This window comes from Pseudomonas sp. GW823-FHT06E10 (genome assembly GCF_058794995.1).
Genome location: NZ_JBXAHJ010000003.1, coordinates 325,046 through 340,907 on the forward strand (window position 1 = coordinate 325,046; position 15,862 = coordinate 340,907).

The following is a 15,862-nucleotide window of genomic DNA, read 5'->3' on the forward strand; positions in this document are numbered from 1 at the left end:
GCGCCAGCCCTGATCATCGGTCGTCCAGGTGTTTCACCACCAACTCGGCGAGCGCCAGGCAACTGGTCAGCCCCGGTGACTCGATGCCGAACAGATTCACCAGCCCCGGCACGCCATGTTCGGCGCGAGCGCTGATGAGAAAGTCGGCGCTCGGCTCTGTCGGCCCGCTGATTTTCGGGCGAATGCCGCTGTAGGCCGGTTGCAGGCTGTTGTCCGGCAACCCCGGCCAATAGCGGCGGATCGCCTGATAAAACCCCTCGGCCCGATTGGGCTCGACGAGGTAATCAATGTGCTCAACCCATTCAACATCCGGCCCGAAGCGCGCCTGCCCGCCCAGGTCCAGGGTCATGTGCACACCCAGTCCCGCGCTCTGCGGAGCCGGATACACCAGGTGGCGAAACGGCGCCCGGCCGCTGAAACTGAAATAACTGCCCTTGCACAAATGCGCCCGGGGAATGAATGCCCCAGGCAGTCCGACGATGCTGCTCGCCACCTCGGGAGCGGACAGCCCCGCGCAGTTGATCAGTTCGCGGCAGCACAGCGTCATGGGTTGACTGCCGCCCATGTGCAGCTCGAAACCCTGTTCGATGCAACGGGCAGACAGCAGCGGCGTGTGCAAGGCCAGCGTGGCGCCGAACCTCTGGGCATCGCCCTGGAGCGCCAGCATCAGCCCGTGGGAGTCGACAATGCCGGTAGACGGCGACCACAGCGACGCGACGCAGGACAACGCCGGTTCAAGCTCCCGGGCCTGCGGGCCATCCAGCCATTGCAGGTCATCGACACCATTGGCACGCCCCTGCTGCAACAGGCGCTGCAAAGCCGCGTGCTGCTGCTCGTCGGTGGCCACTATCAGCTTGCCCACGCGCCGGTAATCGACACCGTGCTCATCGCAATAGGCGTAGAGACGCTGCTTACCCTCCACGCACAGCCGCGCCTTGAGGCTGCCGTCCGGATAATAGATGCCGGCGTGAATCACTTCTGAATTACGCGAACTGATGCCCGTGCCGATCCCCTCACTCGCCTCGACCACCAGCACTTCCCGCCCGTTCCTGGCCAGGGCCCTGGCCACCGCCAGGCCGACCACGCCGGCCCCGATCACCACGCTTTGAATATCGACGTTCAACGACCTTGCCTCCCTCTCACCCCGTTCCTCGCTAATGCCAGGGAACTCTCGGCGACCGTCACGCATCCTAAACTATGTGGTACTTACCTTATGCTTCATGCTGTCGGAGGACACCGTCATGCGCCGCATATTTATCATTTCTTCCCTGGTACTTTGTTTACCCTTCGGCTCGGCTCTGGCCGATGTGGATGCGGGTGACGTCGCCACTTCCGCCGGGGTTTCCGCCTCGCTGTACTCGACGTTCAAAGACGACAAACTCATGATTCCCGCCCGGGATGACGCTTCCAGCTTCGTCGCCAGCGGCGGTGCGATTCGTGGTGCTTACCTGGAGGCACTGTTGAAAAAGGTCCGCCAGGACAATCCCGCCCTCAACAATGCAAGCGACGAAGACCTGGCCCGCGCCATTCTCGTCCAGGACGGCGTTGCCACCGATCACTGAAGATCGTCATCGCCAGCGGTGGGGCTTGTGACACCGGGATAGCGTTTCCAGCCCTACCTGGCGTGCGTGCCAGTGGACAAACGTGCCCACCCGGCCACGATTTGGGCGTTGATACTCACCCCGCCGCACACCACGATCACCACGTCATTGGCGTCGGCAATCGCCGGGTGATCCAGGTAGGCAATCGCCAATGAAACCCCGCACGCAGGTTCGACCAGCTGACGCAAATCATTGGCGTAACGCACTACGCCCATGATCGCCTCATCATCACTGAGCACCACGCACTCATGGGGGAATTCGCCGATGTGCTTGACCGGCCAGGTGGCCACTTGTGCGGCGCCCAGGGACGTGGCGACAGTGTCGATTTTCGGCAGTCTGACCGGATGCCCGGCCGCCACCGCCGCGGCGAATGATGCCGCGCCTTCGGTTTCGCAGGCAACGATGCGGCAATCGGTGCGCCGATGACGAATCAGGCCGGTGAGCAGCCCCGCCAGCAAGCCACCGCCGCCCACCGATGTCACCAGCACATCCACTGGCGGGCAGTCTTCAAGGATTTCATCGACCATGGTGCTGTGCCCTTCCCACAACACCGGGTGGTCGAAGGCCGGCACAAATTCAGTGCGCGGGTCCTGGGCGAGTTCCCGCGCCCGTTGATTGGCTTCGTCCCAGACCTTGCCGTGCACGATCACCTCGGCGCCGGTATTGCTGATCCGCGCCCGGGTACTCTGAGGGGTGGTGTGCGGCACCACGATGCATGCCTTGAGCCCCAGGCATGCAGCGGCCATGGCCGTGGCCAGTCCCGCGTTACCGCCGGAGGGACAGACCACCTTGCGCTTGCCCTGCTGCGCCGCCCGGCTGCACAGCAAGCCAATGCCGCGTATTTTGAACGAGCCGCCAGGTTGCAGGTTTTCCAGTTTCAGCCAGATGCGGCGGGTCGGGGTCGACAGGCCAGGGTGCAGGATCAAAGGCGTTCGGATGTGAAGCATATGGGCTCCTGTTACACGCCACCGGCCCGTCGAGCTTGCACGAGCCGGTGGTGAACGGTCCTCTCTCCCAAGCTTAGTTCACCCGACCTCGGGGCGACCGCCTCAGCGATAGCGCGGCGCCGCCACGGAGTTGCCAAACAACCCGGACAGCGTCTGCCGCTGGGCTTCGTAACGGTCCCACTGGCTGGCATCGTGCAGGCCGGGAATGGTCACCACTTCGCCGGCCGCCAGGCCAACGAGCGCGGCATCGACCATGTCTTCGGCCGACATCACGATTTCCTGCGGCAGGTTTTCCACCGGGTTGCCGGCCTCGCTCCAGAAATCAGTGGCGGTTGCCCCCGGCAACACAGCCTGGATGCGCACGCCTTTGTCCGCCAGTTCATGCTGCATCGACTGGCTCAGGCTCAAGACGAACGCCTTGGTACCGCCGTACACGCCGTTGAGGATTTCCGGGGCGATGGCGACGATGGAGGCGATATTGATCACGGTGCCAGTGCCCCGGGCGACGAAGCCCGGCACCACGGCATACGCCAGGCGCATCAATGCTGTCACGTTGAGGTTGATCATCGCTTCCATGTCGTCCACGGGACTTCCTAGCAGCGACATGACGCCACCGACTCCGGCGTTGTTGACCAACAGGGTGATGCTGGCATCGCCGCGCAGGATCTGTTCGATCCGCAGCGAATCCGCCTTGTTCTTCAGGTCCGCGACAACCACTTCCACGGTGCGCCCGGTCTGGTCGCTCAAATGATTGGCCAGGGCATTGAGCCTGGCCCGGCTGCGCGCCACCAGAATCAGGTCGTAACCCTGCCGGGCGAGACGATCGGCATACACCGCGCCAATGCCCGAAGAAGCGCCGGTGATCAGTGCAGTACCTTTGGATGAGAGCGCCATGGTGCAATTCCTCTACGGTGAGGCGAGAGATTCGCCGGGTGCAGACCGTTATAAAGGGACTTACGACTGTCTCAAATGACGTTTAAAGTACGTTTTTCGGACATGAGCATTTGAGGGCAGCCCCATGATCAACGTGGCGTTCGTGGTTTTCGAGGGTTTCCAGTCCATGGCGCTGGCCGCCATGCCGGTGTTCGAGTACGCCAATTTCAGTGCCGCAGAGACGCTGTATGACGTGCGCGTGCTGTCCGAAAACGGTCACACCCTGCGTGCCTCCGGCGGTTTGAGCGTCGGCACCGAGGCATTCGACGAGCGCGTGTTCGACACGGTGATCGTGGTCGGCGGCGACTCGATCATCGAACAGGCGCCCGAAGCCGTGCTGGATTACCTGCGGGCCAGTATCAATTCGGCACGCCGCACGGCGTCGATCTGCTCCGGGGCGTTCGTCATGGCCCAGGCCGGCTTGCTCGACGGACGGCGGGCCACCACCCACTGGGCCTACGCCCGGGAACTGCAGGCACGGTTTCCGGCGATCAAGGTCGAGCCTGATCGCATCTATGTGATCGACGGTTCGATCTGGACCTCCGCCGGCATGACGGCGGGCATCGACCTCGCCCTGGCCATGGTGGAAAAGGACCACGGCGCCGAGCTGGCCCGGGCCGTGGCGCAGAAACTGGTGATGTACCACCGCCGCGCCGGCGGCCAGTCGCAGCACTCGGCGCTGCTGGAGCTGGCGCCGAAATCCGATCGTATTCAAACCGTGCTCGGCTACGCCCGGGAACACCTCGCCCAGCCTCTTTCGGTGGAGCAACTGGCGCAAGTGGCCAACCTCAGCCCCCGGCAATTCAGCCGGGCATTTCGCGCCGAAACCGGGCAGTCCCCGGCCAAGGCCATCGAGAACCTGCGTCTGGAAGCGGCGCGACAGATGCTTGAACGCGGACGCCTGACCCTCGACCAGATCGCCCAGGAAACCGGGTTCACAGACCGCCGTCGCATGCGCGAAACGTTCCTGCGGGTGTTCGGTCAACCGCCACAGGTGATTCGGCGCAATGCGAGAGCGGAGGAGTTTGTGTAGGCGCCGGCTTGCTGGCGATTGCCTCTGAAGCCTGTGTCGAGTCTTCAAGCGCCTTCGCTGGCAAGCCAGCTCCTACAATGAAGGGAGGCACTTTCGCGTGTGAGTCACTTATGAAAATCTCGGCCATACTGGCGTTTTTCGCCGTGGTCAGCACCCTCGCCTACCTTGGCCTGGCGATCTGGGGAATCGGTGGATTCGCGGCTTATTTCAGCCACGGTTCACTGCTCGTCATTGCCCTGGCCACCCTGATCATGGCTGTCGCGTCTCTGTTCACCGAGGTCAACCTGAGTTCGGGGGAACGCGAAGACCGGGCCAATCGCTGGGTCATTCCGGCCTTCGGGGTGATCGGGTTGCTGAGCGGCTTTCTGCCGGCCTATACCGACCGCATCGATTTCTGGACCTTTGGCGGTGAAGGCGTGCGCTGGCTTGGGGCGCTGTTGTTCATCGTCGGCGGCGCGCTGCGGTTGTGGCCGGTGTTTGTGCTGGGCAAGCGCTTCAGTGGGCTGGTGGCCATTCAGCCGGGCCATCGACTGGTCACCGAGGGAATCTACCGCAACCTGCGCAACCCCAGTTATCTGGGGATGATGGTCATCGGCATCGGTTGGGCACTGGCCTTTCGTTCTGGTGTCGGGCTGATATTGGTGGCGCTGACGCTGATCCCGCTGATTGCGCGCATTCACTCGGAAGAGGCCTTGCTGAGGGCGCAGTTCGGCAGCGAATACGAGGCCTATTGCGCCCGCTCCTGGCGATTGATCCCCGGGCTTTACTGAAGAAACGCAGGCCCCTGTGGGAGCGAGCTTGCTCGCGATAGCGTCTACCTGTTTGCTATTGATTTGACTGGAAAATTGCTATCGCGAGCAAGCTCGCTCCCACATTAGACGGCGTGCAGATGCAGACCTTCGGCATCCACCAGAACCCGCACAGATTCATAACTCGCCAACGTCGCATGCAACGTCTCGATCGGCTGCTCATGGGTCGCCGTGACAATCATCAAGTCAGCCCCCGCCGCCTCGGCCGCCAGAATCCCCACCGTGGCGTCCTCAAAAACCAGGCACTGCTCAGGCTCGACGCCCAAGCGCCGGGCCGCGAGTTTGTACCCCGCCGGATCGGGTTTGCCGACCGTGACGTCCTCGGCCGTAATCATGACGTCAGGCTCCGGTATCCCCGCCGCCGCCATCCTCCGCAACGCCAGTTCCCGCGGGGCGGAAGTGACGATGGCCCATTGGCCGGCTGGCAAGGACCGCAAGAATTTTGCCGCGCCAGCCACTTCCAATACCCCGTCGACGTCGACGACCTCCGCTTCGGTAATCCACGCGGCTTCGGCCTCGGCATCCACCCCGGGCAAATCCAGGCGCCTGATGGTATCGATGGCGCGGGCACCGTGAATGGTCGGCAGGAAGCTGTCGACATCGACACCATGGCGCACGGCCCAGGTGGTCCAGACCCGCTCGGCGGCGGCAATGGACGTCAGGACGGTGCCGTCCATATCGAACAGAAAGGCTCGGTAAGTCGAGTTGAATACAGAGTGATCGGACAAGGAAAAGAACCTCGCAGGTGCCGGACGGATTTGCCCGGCAATGTAGCATCTGCGCGCTGGTCAGTTGAGTCGTTTGGACTTGAAGGTCTGGTCCACGCAATCGAGCAGCCCGCCAATCATCCAGGGTTTCTTGATGAACGAGACCGCGTGCCGCACGCCTGCGCTTTCAGGGGTTTCGAAACCGGACATGATCATGATCGGCTTGTCCGGCCAGCGATCGCCGAACTGGTTGGCCAGGTCCGCGCCGTTGAGCGTGCCGGGCATGGTGATGTCTGTCAGCAGCATGCCCACCTGTGGCGCATGCTGTTCCAGATAAATCGCTGCCGCGTCCGCGCTGATTTGCGGCTCGACGACAAAACCTTCCTCCTGAAGAATTTCACAGAGAAACTCCAGGATCAGCGGGTCGTCCTCAACCACCAGAATCAACCCGCCAGGAAGATCCCCACCCGCCGTCGGTACTCGACTCATGACCGTGCCGCTCCCTGATTGCCTCGATGATTTCGCGGGTTCTGATCCGCCACCTAAAAGGTATGAGCAGCGGAATCGGTGGAAATTCATTTTTGATACAGCAGATCGACAATAGGAAAACCTGTGGGAGCGAGCTTGCTCGCGATGGCGGCGTGCCAGTCAACAGGGATTCGACTGTCAGGCCCTCATCGCGAGCAAGCTCGCTCCCACAGGTTTTGTGTTGCCTTTGATTATTGCGACATGCCGTCTTTGCTCATGCTGTCCTTGGACATGGCATCTTTCTTCATCGCGTCCTTGGACATTGCATCCTTGGACATGCCGTCTTTGGACATGGCGTCCCTGGACATCGAATCGGTCTTCTTCATCGCATCCTTGGACATGGCGTCTTTGGACATCGAGTCCTTGCTCATGCTGTCCTTGCTCATGCTGCCGTTATCAACAGCAGTAGCGGCAAACACAGAGGCAGCACCAACGGCCAGGCACATGGACAGAACAACAGTGGTCAACTTTTTCATGATGGATCTCCTTGGAGCACGGGTTTGCGGACGGTGAATGTTTCGGACGTTCATCAGCTGCCACCGAACCAGTTGTAGCCCTGGTCTTCCCAGTAGCCGCCGCTGTAGGTGTTGCTGACGAAAATCGCCTGAATGTGTTTGGGGTTCTTGTAGCCAAGCTTGGTGGGCATGCGCAGCTTCATCGGGAAGCCGTATTCGCGCGGCAGCACCGCGCCGTCCCAGGTCAGCGCCAACAGGGTTTGCGCATGCAGCGCGGTGGCCATGTCGATGCTGGTGTAGTAGTCGTCGGCGCATTTGAAACCGACGTATTTGGCATCGGTGTCGGCGCCGATGCGCTTGAGGAAATCGCTGAAGCGCACGCCGCCCCAACGCCCGATCGCGCTCCAGCCTTCGACGCAAATGTGCCGGGTGATCTGCTCGGTCTGGGCCATGGCCCTTAGCTCTTCGAGGCGCCAGCTGCGCTTGTCGGCGACCAGGCCGGTGACTTCCAGGCGATAGCCCTCCTCCTCCACCGTCGGCGCTTCGTCGATGCCGTAGAAGGCATTGAAGGGAAACGGCCGGGTGATCATCGATTCGGGATAGGTCGGCGCCATCGCGTTGGGGTTGAACAGCCAGCCTTGCACCCGGTCGTTGAAGCGCGACATGGACGACAGCGCAGTCTCAACACTGTCGTTGTCAGTGATGTTGCAGCCGGACAGCATCGCCACGCCGCCAAGGGTCAGGCCGCGCAACAGGAACGAGCGGCGCGAGCGGTCCTCGATCTGTGGCGCGAGGATCTTGCGGGCATCGGTGAGGATCGAATCCTCGTCCAGCCCGGCTACCTGAATGCGCTTTTTCATACCTGCTCCTTGCGGCCGACGATCATGGCCCACAGCGTTTTTGGAACCAGTGCGACCATCACCAGATGCACCGCCACGAAGGCCACCAGCAATGCCATGGCGAAGAAGTGCACGCGGCGTGCGCCCTCGTAGCCGAACAGCAACTCACGCAGCAGCGGAAACTGCACCGACTTCCACAACACCAGCCCGGAGAGCACCAGCAGGAGGATGTCGACCATCACGAACAGGTATGCAAAACGCTGCACCTGGTTGTAATGATTGAGGTCGGCGTGCCCGAGTTTTCCCCGCGAGGCGGCCCACAGGTCGTGCAACACGCCTTTGGGCGACACCGGGAAGAAACGCCGCTTCAGGCGCCCGCTGAACAGGTTGAAGGCCAGGTAAATCAGACCGTTGATCGCCAGGAACCACATCGCCGCGAAGTGCCATTGCAGCGCGCCTGCCAGCCAGCCGCCAAGGGTGATCGAATTGGGAAAGCTGAAATCGTAGAGCGGCGAGGCGTTATAGATGCGCCAACCGCTGGTGACCATCACCAGCACCGCCAGGGCGTTGAGCCAATGGGTCAGCCGCAGCCAGCGTGGATGGCTGGCCTTGGGTGAAGCAGTTGTCTGCGACATGTCCGGCTCCCGTTTGTTGTTGTTCGTTGGAGCCGAGTATGGAAGCCGGAAGATCGCCAAATCCTCACGCAAAGTTAAATTAAACGTGATAACTCTCGGGACACGCGCCCCGCTTTCTGCCTCCCGACAATCAACCTCGTCATCAACGGACTTGAACGGCGCGTTGCGACATGACAGCATTCGCAACTGCAACAACTTCCCATTTGCGAATTATCTTCATTCGAGGTTTCGTCGTGTCGGGCCAGTCCGCTTCGTCCCTTTCCGAGCTTTACCGTGGGCATCACGGCTGGCTTTTCGGCTGGCTGCGTAAAAAGCTCGGTTGTCCCGAAAACGCGGCTGACGTGGCCCATGACACCTTCGTCAAATTGCTGGGCCTGGACGTGCTGCCGACGTTGCAGGAGCCGCGGGCCTATCTGCTGGTGGCGGCCAATCGCCTGTTGATCAATCAGTACCATCGCCGCCAGGTCGAAGCGGAAACCCTGCGCAGCATGGCTGTCCTGCTTGATCAACAGACCCAGCAAGGCCCGGAACGGATCAATGCGATAAACCAGTTGCTCGGTAAAGTCCTGCTGCTCTTGCTGGAAGAACTGGAGGAGAAACCGCGCCAGGCGTTCCTGATGGCGCGTGTCGATGGCTGTTCTTATGCCCAGATCGCCAGGCATCTCAAGGTCTCAGAAAGCAGCGTCAAGCAGTACCTGGCCAAGTCGCTTGCGCACTGCCACGCCCGTCTGTTCGACGCCCTGCCCGATGGATTGAACGATGACTGACGGCCTTGTTCAGGAGCAGATCCGCGAGCAGGCGGCACTGTGGCTGGTGCGTCTGGACGAGAACCCGACGACTGCCGAACTGGCCGAATTTAACGCCTGGCGGGACGCGGATGCACGCCATGCGCAACTGTTCGAACAACTCCAGCAACTGTGGCAATCGCTGTCACCGCCCGCGAAAACCCGGCCTCGTCGCACTCGCCTGATTGGCGCAGCACTGGTGTTACCGGCGGCAATCGCCCTCGCCCAGTTCCTGCCGGTGCAAACCTGGATCGCGCCCGGCACGCAGGCACCGATGTCGCCCCGCGCCCAACTGATCTTCCATGACAGGCCATTGCCCGAGGTACTGGCCGAAATTGAACGGCATCGTCGGGGCATTATCTGGGTGTCGGATGCGCAATTGCAGGCCCTGCGCTTTACGGGCGTGCTGCCGGCACAAGACAGCGATGCCGCACTGGCGTTGTTGCAGGCGGCCTTGCCGATACGCGTCGAGAGTTACAGCCAATTGCTAATCCAGGTGCGCAAACGCTGAGTCTCTGGAAAGAGCCTCGAAAAAAATCTTCAAGACAACTGCCCGATTTCATTTCAGCCCGGTCATTGGAGTTAATACAGTCGATTCCATGGGCAACAACAATGACCAACCAGACCTTTTCCCTCTTTCGCCTGAGCGCTCTGGCACTGGCCTTGAGCTGCGCCGCACCGGCCTTCGCCGACACCGCGACAGACACCTGGCACTTCGAGCTGGCGAGCCAGCCGCTGGAAACCGCGCTGACGGCGCTGGCCACTCAAACCGGGCTCTCCATCGGTGTCGACGCGGCACTGCTGCGTGGCAAATCGGCGCCGTCGCTGCAAGGTGACTACAACGTTGAACAGGCGCTCAATGCCGTGCTACGCGACAGCGGCCTGCAATGGCGCTTCAGCGGGGACAACAGCGTCATCCTGCAACCGGCGCCGGCACCGATGGAACTGGGTAACGGTCCGCTGGCGTTGTCCGACACGGTGGTTTCCGCCACCCGCAGCGAAGCCAGCATCGCCTCGATTCCCGGCACCGTGCAGCTGATATCGCAAAAAGACATTGCGCAACAGTCCGCTGCCGGGCGCAACGTGGCCGACATTCTCGGTACGCTGGTCCCGGGTTTGGCGCCCTCCTCCGGGACCATGAGCAACTATGGCCAGACCATACGCGGACGTAACGTGCTGGTGCTGATCGATGGTGTATCCCAGAACGCCAGTCGCGATGTGTCACGCCAACTCAACAGCATCGCGCCATCGAGCATCGAGCGCATCGAAGTGGTCTCAGGCGCCAGCAGCCTTTACGGTGCCGGCGCTTCCGGGGGGATCATCAACGTCATCACCAAACGCAACGAAGGACAACCCTTGGCATTGAGCAGTCGCGTGGGCATCAGCAGCGCCGACAATTTCAATAGCAAAGGCTTTGCCTACGATGTCTTCCAGAGCGTGACCGGGCGTGAGAAAGCCTTCGACTGGTACCTGTCGGCCGACCTGTTGCAACGCAACGATCAATTCGACGGCAACGGTAATCGCATCGCCCAGGAAGCTTTTCAGGGCAGCAACATGGACACCGAAAGCCATGACCTGCACGCCAGATTCGGCTTTGATCTGGATGACGATCGACGCCTGAGCCTTTCCTTGCAGGAATACGAGGACAAGCAAGACACCGGTTACGTGGCCGGCGTTCGCAATGGTGAGTCAGTGGCGGTCAAGGGCTTGCAGCTGAGTGATCAGCCGTTTACCCATAATCAGGCGGTGAACTTCAATTACAGCGATCAGGATCTGTTCGGCCAGCAATTGCAGGTGGAAAGCTACTGGCGCAAACAAGAGGCACGTTTCTTCCCTTACAACTGGGGCGCCAATGCCGGGGTCGTCGCCTCCGAAAGCCAGGCCGATGTCTATGGCGTGCGCACCGCCGTGGACAGTGCGTTGCCCTCGATTGGCAGCGCCACCGGCAGCCTGGTCTGGGGTGCCGACTTCGAGAATGAACGCATCAGCCAGCACGGCGACCGCTACAGCGTCGATGGGTTGGTCTATACGCCGACGGGTCAGCGCTATGCATTTGGCCCCGACATCGAAACCAACACCACCGCGCTCTTTGCCCAGTCGAGCTGGGACATCGGCGACTGGACACTGCGCGGCGGTGCACGGCATGAATGGATTCACAGCGACGTCGCCGACAGCATTGCCTTTGGCGGCATCTGGCAAGCGGGGGTGACCGAGGTGCTGCCGGGCGGCACGCTGAAGTACGAAGACACCCTCTACAACCTTGGCGCGGTCTATCACATCAGCAGTGCGCAGGATGTTTTCGTCAATTTCAGCCAGGGTTTCTCGTTGCCCGATGTCCAGCGTTTCCTGCGTGATGTTCGCGGCAGCTATGACATCCAGGACCTCAACGCCCAGGCCATCAAGGTTGACAGTTACGAACTGGGCTGGCGTGGGGATTGGGACTCGCTGCAAGGCAACATCACCGTGTTCGAAAACCGTTCCGACGTGACTCAGTACTACGATTCCGTCACACGTGCGCAGCGTCTTATCGACCAGAAAGAACGCGTGCGTGGCATCGAGACCAGTCTTGCCTATCACCTGGACGATGCCTGGTCGCTGGGCGGAACCTATGCCTGGACCAAAGGTGAAACCCATCAGAACGGCGAATGGCGCGACCTGCCGGCCACCCGCATCTCACCCGCCAAAACCACGGCCTTCATCGCCTATGAGCAGAGCGACTACAACCTGCGATTGCAGGCCCTTCGCCTGGAAAGCTACGACGCCGGATTCCAGGACGGGAACGGTCGTAAAATCGAAGGCTACACCACGGTCGATCTGTTGGCTGGCGTGGCGCTACCGGTCGGCAAACTGGACCTGGGCATCTACAACCTGAGCGACCGCAACTATCAAACGCTCTACATGCAAGCCAATGCAGCCGCGCCATACCCGAATGCCGAAGGACGTCGATTGGCCGTCAGCTATTCGGTGGACTGGTAAACGCTTGCGCTAACGGTTCGTTGAGGGGGCAATTGGGTTTAGAATGCTGCCCCTTTCACGCCACCGAACCGACCCGATGAACCCTGAAGCCCTCGCCACTCTCAACCAGCACCTGCTGACCGCCCTCGCGGCAGCCCCCACCGAAACCCGCCGCCTGTTCCACGGCCGTGGCCGCTGCTGGCCAGGGCTGGAGCAAGTGACCGTGGACTGGTTGCAGGGCGTCGTGCTCGTGGCGCTGTTCAAGGAACCGGAAGCGGCGCAGCTGGAAGACCTGAAGCAGTTGCTGATGGCGATCACCGAGTCAGCGCAATGGGCCCAGTCCGGCGCCCACACCCTGTTGCTGCAACATCGCTACCTGCTGCAAAGCACCACCGAGTGGCTGCTGGGGGACGTCATCGAGGAAATGACCATCACCGAGGGTGGCCTGAAGTACCGGGTGGACCTGGGCCGCAAACAGAACACCGGGCTGTTCCTCGACATGCGCTACGGTCGCGACTGGGTGCGGGCCAATGCCGAGGGCAAGCGGGTGTTGAACCTGTTCGCCTACACCTGCGGTTTTTCGGTGGCGGCCATCGAAGGCGGCGCGAGCCTCGTGGTCAACCTCGACATGTCGAGCCCGGCCTTGAACCGTGGCCGTGACAACCACCGGCTCAACGGCCACGACATGAGCAAGGTCGGTTTCCTCGGCCACGACCTGTTCAAGTCCTGGGGCAAGGTGATCGGCAAAGGCCCGTACGACCTGGTGATCATCGACCCGCCGTCGTTCCAGAAAGGCAGCTTTTTGCTGACCAAGGACTACCAGCGAGTGTTGCGCCGATTGCCGGAATTGCTCAGCCCCCAGGGTACCGTGCTGGCGTGCATGAACGACCCGGCGTTCGGTGCCGACTTCCTGATCGACGGCGTGACCCGCGAAGCGCCAAGCCTGCGGTTCGAACAACGGCTGGAGAACCCGCCGGAGTTTCCGGATGCGGATGTCGAGTGTGGGTTGAAGGCGTTGGTGTTCAAGCAGCGCCTGACCGACTGACCGTCGTTGCTGCGGGCAGCACGCCCTCATCCCTCGACACTTCATCAATCTGCGCCATGCTCAAGTGTGCCGTTTCCCTCAGGAAGAACGAGCAAACCGCCACGATCGCCAGCGCCACCGAGCCATACACTGCAACCCCGACTGCATTGTGGTTGGTGGCAATCAGGATCGCCGTGGCCACGCTCGACGCCGTACCGCCGCCCAGAGCAGCGCCGATCTGGTAGGCGGCGGACATCCCCGAATAGCGCATATCCCGGGGGAACTGCTCTGCGAGAAAGGCTGGAATCGGCCCCTGGGTCGCCCCCATGAATGCACCGACCGCGATGTACGCCAGGGTCGATACCCACAGGCTTTTCATGCCGACCAACGGGAAGAAGGCAAAGAACCCGATGGCCATGATGATTGCGCCGAGGATCATGACTTTGCGTCGGCCGACCCGGTCGGACAGCAGGGCAAACAGCGGAGCTGTCACCACGATGGCCACCGACAACGAAAAGTCGAAGATCAGCGCGTCCGTGCTGCTGTAGCCGAGTTGGGTGGCATACGACAAAAAGAACGTGCTGCCGATGTAGGCGATGGTCACGTAGCCAAACGCGATCCCGGTGCACAGCAGCATTTCCTTCGGGCGTGCCCGCAGTGCCGCGACCAAGGGAATGCGTGCCTGCGTTTTGTGTTCGACTGGCTGTGCCACCGGTTTTTGCAGCCGCGCATAGAGCCCGATCAACACCAGCACACCACCGAGCCAGAACGGGATGCGCCAGGCGAAATCGGCAAGGTTATCGTTCGAGGCGACACTGACGATGCCGAACACCGCCGCCCCCAGGATGCCACCGATGCCGATGCCCATGCTGGTGAAACTGCCCCACAGTCCTCGTCGACCGGGTGGTGCCGATTCGATGCCGAACAGCGCCGCCCCGCCCCACTCGCCGCCAGCGGCGAAGCCTTGTATCAACCGCAGCAGCACCAGGAGTGCCGGTGCTGCCAGGCCTATCGACGAATAGCCCGGCAGACAGCCGATCAAAAAGGTGCTCAGGCCCATCAGCAACAGGGTGATCACCAGCATTTTCTGCCGGCCGATCTTGTCACCGTAGTGCCCGAAGATCATGCCGCCCAACGGACGGGCAAAAAAGCCCGCGCCAAAGGCCGCGAAGGCAAACAACGTGGCGGTGAGTGGGTCCATCTGCGGAAAGAACACCTTGGGAAATACCAGCGCCGCCGCCGTGCCGTAGATGACGAAGTCATAGAACTCCAGCGCGGTACCCATGCCGGAGACGAAGAAGGTTCTGAGGGCGGATTGCGAACCCGCCGTGGAATGACCGTTACTAGCCATATCGAGTGCTCTTTTTGTTGTTATGGAGGACGCCGGTTCAGAACCGCTGAAAGCCGTCGCGGGCCAGTTGCATCGGGTTGCCGGCAGCGTATTCGAGGACGCCGTGTTCGCTGTCGATGCCGATGGTCAGCAGGGTTTCCCAGCGCTCGGTGGCCGGCATGCTCAGGTCCGGATGGAAACAGATCGGCGCCTCGTCGCCGGCGGCACCGCACATGGCCGCCGCCCGGCGATTCAAGTCGCCATGGCTCATGTCGACCCGCGCTGCGTTGACATGAGCCAGGCGTGCGTAGGTGGTCGAAGCGTCCGGCGTCCGCTCGCCAAGGCTGAGTGCCGCGTCGAGAAAGTGGTTGGTGTGGGTGATCCAGCCGTCCTCACCGGGCAGGACCACGGCGGTGCCGGCGGCGGACATTTCAATGCTCGCCGCACGTGGCGATGCATCGCTGCGGGAGAACACCGTCAGCACCGTCGAGGCACTGACCCGCGCCGATCGCGCCAGGGCAATCGCCTCTTCTACGCTGGTGGCCTCTTCCAGAATCCGCCGGGCAATCGCATGCACTGGCACCCCGGCCACGGCGTTGTCACTGGCGTGGTGCAGGATGTTGAAGTGCAGCCCGATGCCTGCGCTGTTCACGCCGATCTTGCCGAGCATGCCGAACTCGGTGAACAGCTTGACGGTGAGTCCGGAGCTGGCCGTGAGTTGCAACAGCATGCCGTGGGGCACCAGGGAATCGTGCCAGTCCCAGGTCTGGATGGTCCTGGGCGCATCAGCCCCCGCTGGCGCATGCACCGCCGTCGAACATTCACCTTCGAGCGAGGCTGGCATCACCGCAAGAATTTCCGTACGGGCATTCAGGCTCGCCAGTTGCCACAGGGCAATCCCGGCACCTTCGGCCGTGGCCTCCAGCTCCCGGGCCAGGCTTGGGCTCCAGTCGGTGAGTGCTTGCAGGCTGGCTTCGCCGATCGAGCGCACCTGCTCGGGCGTAACACCGACCTGATTGAAAAAATCGAGATAGAGCGCCACCGTCTTGCCGATCTGTGCGCCCCAGGTTTCGCCAATTTGCTGGCCTCGGACTTGCGGGTTTTGGGTGTCGGTGACGAAGCAATGCAGTTTCACGAGCGGTGGTCCTTTTTTTGCGTTGGCATTCAGCCTGTGGGTGCGAGCTTGCTCGCGATAGCGGTGGGTCAGTCGACATCAATGTTGGATGTGATGACGTCATCGCGAGCAGGCTCGCTCCTACAGGTTCCGGGTTGTGGGGGGGG

Annotated in this window: 17 protein-coding genes; 7 read left to right on the forward strand and 10 right to left on the reverse strand. The window is 61.8% G+C overall.

Translation table 11 applies throughout. The features are described 5' to 3' along the window. Nucleotides 1–13: 13 nt before the first annotated feature. Complete coding sequence (locus tag AC1Q6Y_RS07115) at nucleotides 14–1,123, reverse strand: NAD(P)/FAD-dependent oxidoreductase (RefSeq protein WP_492624261.1); 1,110 nt, start codon at nucleotides 1,121–1,123, stop codon at nucleotides 14–16. A 118-nt stretch (nucleotides 1,124–1,241) separates the two neighbouring features. Here AC1Q6Y_RS07115 and AC1Q6Y_RS07120 point away from each other — a divergent pair, with 118 nt between their 5' ends. Beyond that, on the forward strand, nucleotides 1,242–1,562 hold the full coding sequence (locus AC1Q6Y_RS07120; protein ID WP_090456459.1) for a DUF2388 domain-containing protein: 321 nt from the start codon (nucleotides 1,242–1,244) through the stop codon (nucleotides 1,560–1,562). A 53-nt stretch (nucleotides 1,563–1,615) separates the two neighbouring features. On the opposite strand, the gene AC1Q6Y_RS07125 is transcribed toward AC1Q6Y_RS07120, so the two are convergent. Beyond that, nucleotides 1,616–2,548, reverse strand: a complete 933-nt coding sequence (locus tag AC1Q6Y_RS07125) for a pyridoxal-phosphate dependent enzyme (protein ID WP_090456460.1) — start codon at nucleotides 2,546–2,548, stop codon at nucleotides 1,616–1,618. 102 nt (nucleotides 2,549–2,650) lie between these two features. Continuing rightward, nucleotides 2,651–3,442 carry an SDR family NAD(P)-dependent oxidoreductase gene (locus tag AC1Q6Y_RS07130; protein WP_492624262.1) on the reverse strand — a complete coding sequence of 264 codons (792 nt, stop codon included), beginning with the start codon at nucleotides 3,440–3,442 and terminating at the stop codon, nucleotides 2,651–2,653. 124 nt (nucleotides 3,443–3,566) lie between these two features. Between AC1Q6Y_RS07130 and AC1Q6Y_RS07135 the strand changes: the two genes are divergently transcribed. Continuing rightward, the gene (locus AC1Q6Y_RS07135) at nucleotides 3,567–4,514 is read left to right on the forward strand and encodes a GlxA family transcriptional regulator (protein WP_090456464.1); all 948 of its coding nucleotides are present in this window, start codon (nucleotides 3,567–3,569) and stop codon (nucleotides 4,512–4,514) included. Nucleotides 4,515–4,624: 110 nt separating this feature from the next. Then, a complete protein-coding gene (locus AC1Q6Y_RS07140) occupies nucleotides 4,625–5,284 on the forward strand; it encodes a methyltransferase family protein (protein ID WP_492624263.1) in 660 nt (219 codons plus the stop codon). Nucleotides 5,285–5,388: 104 nt separating this feature from the next. Here the strand turns inward: AC1Q6Y_RS07140 and AC1Q6Y_RS07145 are convergent, their stop codons facing one another. The 5 genes from AC1Q6Y_RS07145 to AC1Q6Y_RS07165 form a co-directional block, all read right to left on the reverse strand. Then, complete coding sequence (locus tag AC1Q6Y_RS07145) at nucleotides 5,389–6,051, reverse strand: HAD-IA family hydrolase (RefSeq protein ID WP_429521561.1); 663 nt, start codon at nucleotides 6,049–6,051, stop codon at nucleotides 5,389–5,391. 60 nt (nucleotides 6,052–6,111) lie between these two features. Continuing rightward, nucleotides 6,112–6,519: a response regulator gene (locus AC1Q6Y_RS07150; RefSeq protein WP_349736983.1), complete on the reverse strand. Its 408-nt coding sequence runs from the start codon at nucleotides 6,517–6,519 to the stop codon at nucleotides 6,112–6,114. Nucleotides 6,520–6,749: 230 nt separating this feature from the next. After that, nucleotides 6,750–7,034 (reverse strand): pentapeptide MXKDX repeat protein, encoded by a 285-nt coding sequence (locus AC1Q6Y_RS07155; protein WP_492624264.1) that lies wholly within the window; start codon nucleotides 7,032–7,034, stop codon nucleotides 6,750–6,752. A 53-nt stretch (nucleotides 7,035–7,087) separates the two neighbouring features. After that, nucleotides 7,088–7,873, reverse strand: a complete 786-nt coding sequence (locus AC1Q6Y_RS07160) for a molybdopterin-dependent oxidoreductase (RefSeq protein WP_090456473.1) — start codon at nucleotides 7,871–7,873, stop codon at nucleotides 7,088–7,090. Continuing rightward, complete coding sequence (locus AC1Q6Y_RS07165; protein ID WP_492624265.1) at nucleotides 7,870–8,487, reverse strand: cytochrome b/b6 domain-containing protein; 618 nt, start codon at nucleotides 8,485–8,487, stop codon at nucleotides 7,870–7,872. The genes AC1Q6Y_RS07160 and AC1Q6Y_RS07165 overlap by 4 nt, the downstream gene beginning before the upstream one ends. Before the next feature lie 170 nt (nucleotides 8,488–8,657). On the opposite strand from AC1Q6Y_RS07165, the gene AC1Q6Y_RS07170 reads away from it, so the two are divergent. From AC1Q6Y_RS07170 to AC1Q6Y_RS07185, 4 genes are all read left to right on the forward strand, one after another. Further along, nucleotides 8,658–9,254, forward strand: a complete 597-nt coding sequence (locus AC1Q6Y_RS07170) for a sigma-70 family RNA polymerase sigma factor (RefSeq protein ID WP_492624266.1) — start codon at nucleotides 8,658–8,660, stop codon at nucleotides 9,252–9,254. Next, nucleotides 9,247–9,783: a FecR/PupR family sigma factor regulator gene (locus AC1Q6Y_RS07175; RefSeq protein WP_492624267.1), complete on the forward strand. Its 537-nt coding sequence runs from the start codon at nucleotides 9,247–9,249 to the stop codon at nucleotides 9,781–9,783. The genes AC1Q6Y_RS07170 and AC1Q6Y_RS07175 overlap by 8 nt, the downstream gene beginning before the upstream one ends. Nucleotides 9,784–9,884: 101 nt before the next feature. Continuing rightward, nucleotides 9,885–12,248: a TonB-dependent receptor gene (locus tag AC1Q6Y_RS07180; RefSeq protein ID WP_492624268.1), complete on the forward strand. Its 2,364-nt coding sequence runs from the start codon at nucleotides 9,885–9,887 to the stop codon at nucleotides 12,246–12,248. A 76-nt stretch (nucleotides 12,249–12,324) separates the two neighbouring features. Next, entirely contained in the window at nucleotides 12,325–13,272 is a 948-nt protein-coding gene (locus AC1Q6Y_RS07185) for a class I SAM-dependent methyltransferase (RefSeq protein ID WP_492624269.1), read from the forward strand. Here the strand turns inward: AC1Q6Y_RS07185 and AC1Q6Y_RS07190 are convergent. Beyond that, the gene (locus AC1Q6Y_RS07190; RefSeq protein WP_492624270.1) at nucleotides 13,250–14,602 is read right to left on the reverse strand and encodes an MFS transporter; all 1,353 of its coding nucleotides are present in this window, start codon (nucleotides 14,600–14,602) and stop codon (nucleotides 13,250–13,252) included. The genes AC1Q6Y_RS07185 and AC1Q6Y_RS07190 overlap by 23 nt on opposite strands. A 37-nt stretch (nucleotides 14,603–14,639) precedes the next feature. After that, complete coding sequence (locus AC1Q6Y_RS07195) at nucleotides 14,640–15,716, reverse strand: C45 family autoproteolytic acyltransferase/hydrolase (protein ID WP_492624271.1); 1,077 nt, start codon at nucleotides 15,714–15,716, stop codon at nucleotides 14,640–14,642. Between the last annotated feature and the right edge of the window lie 146 nt (nucleotides 15,717–15,862).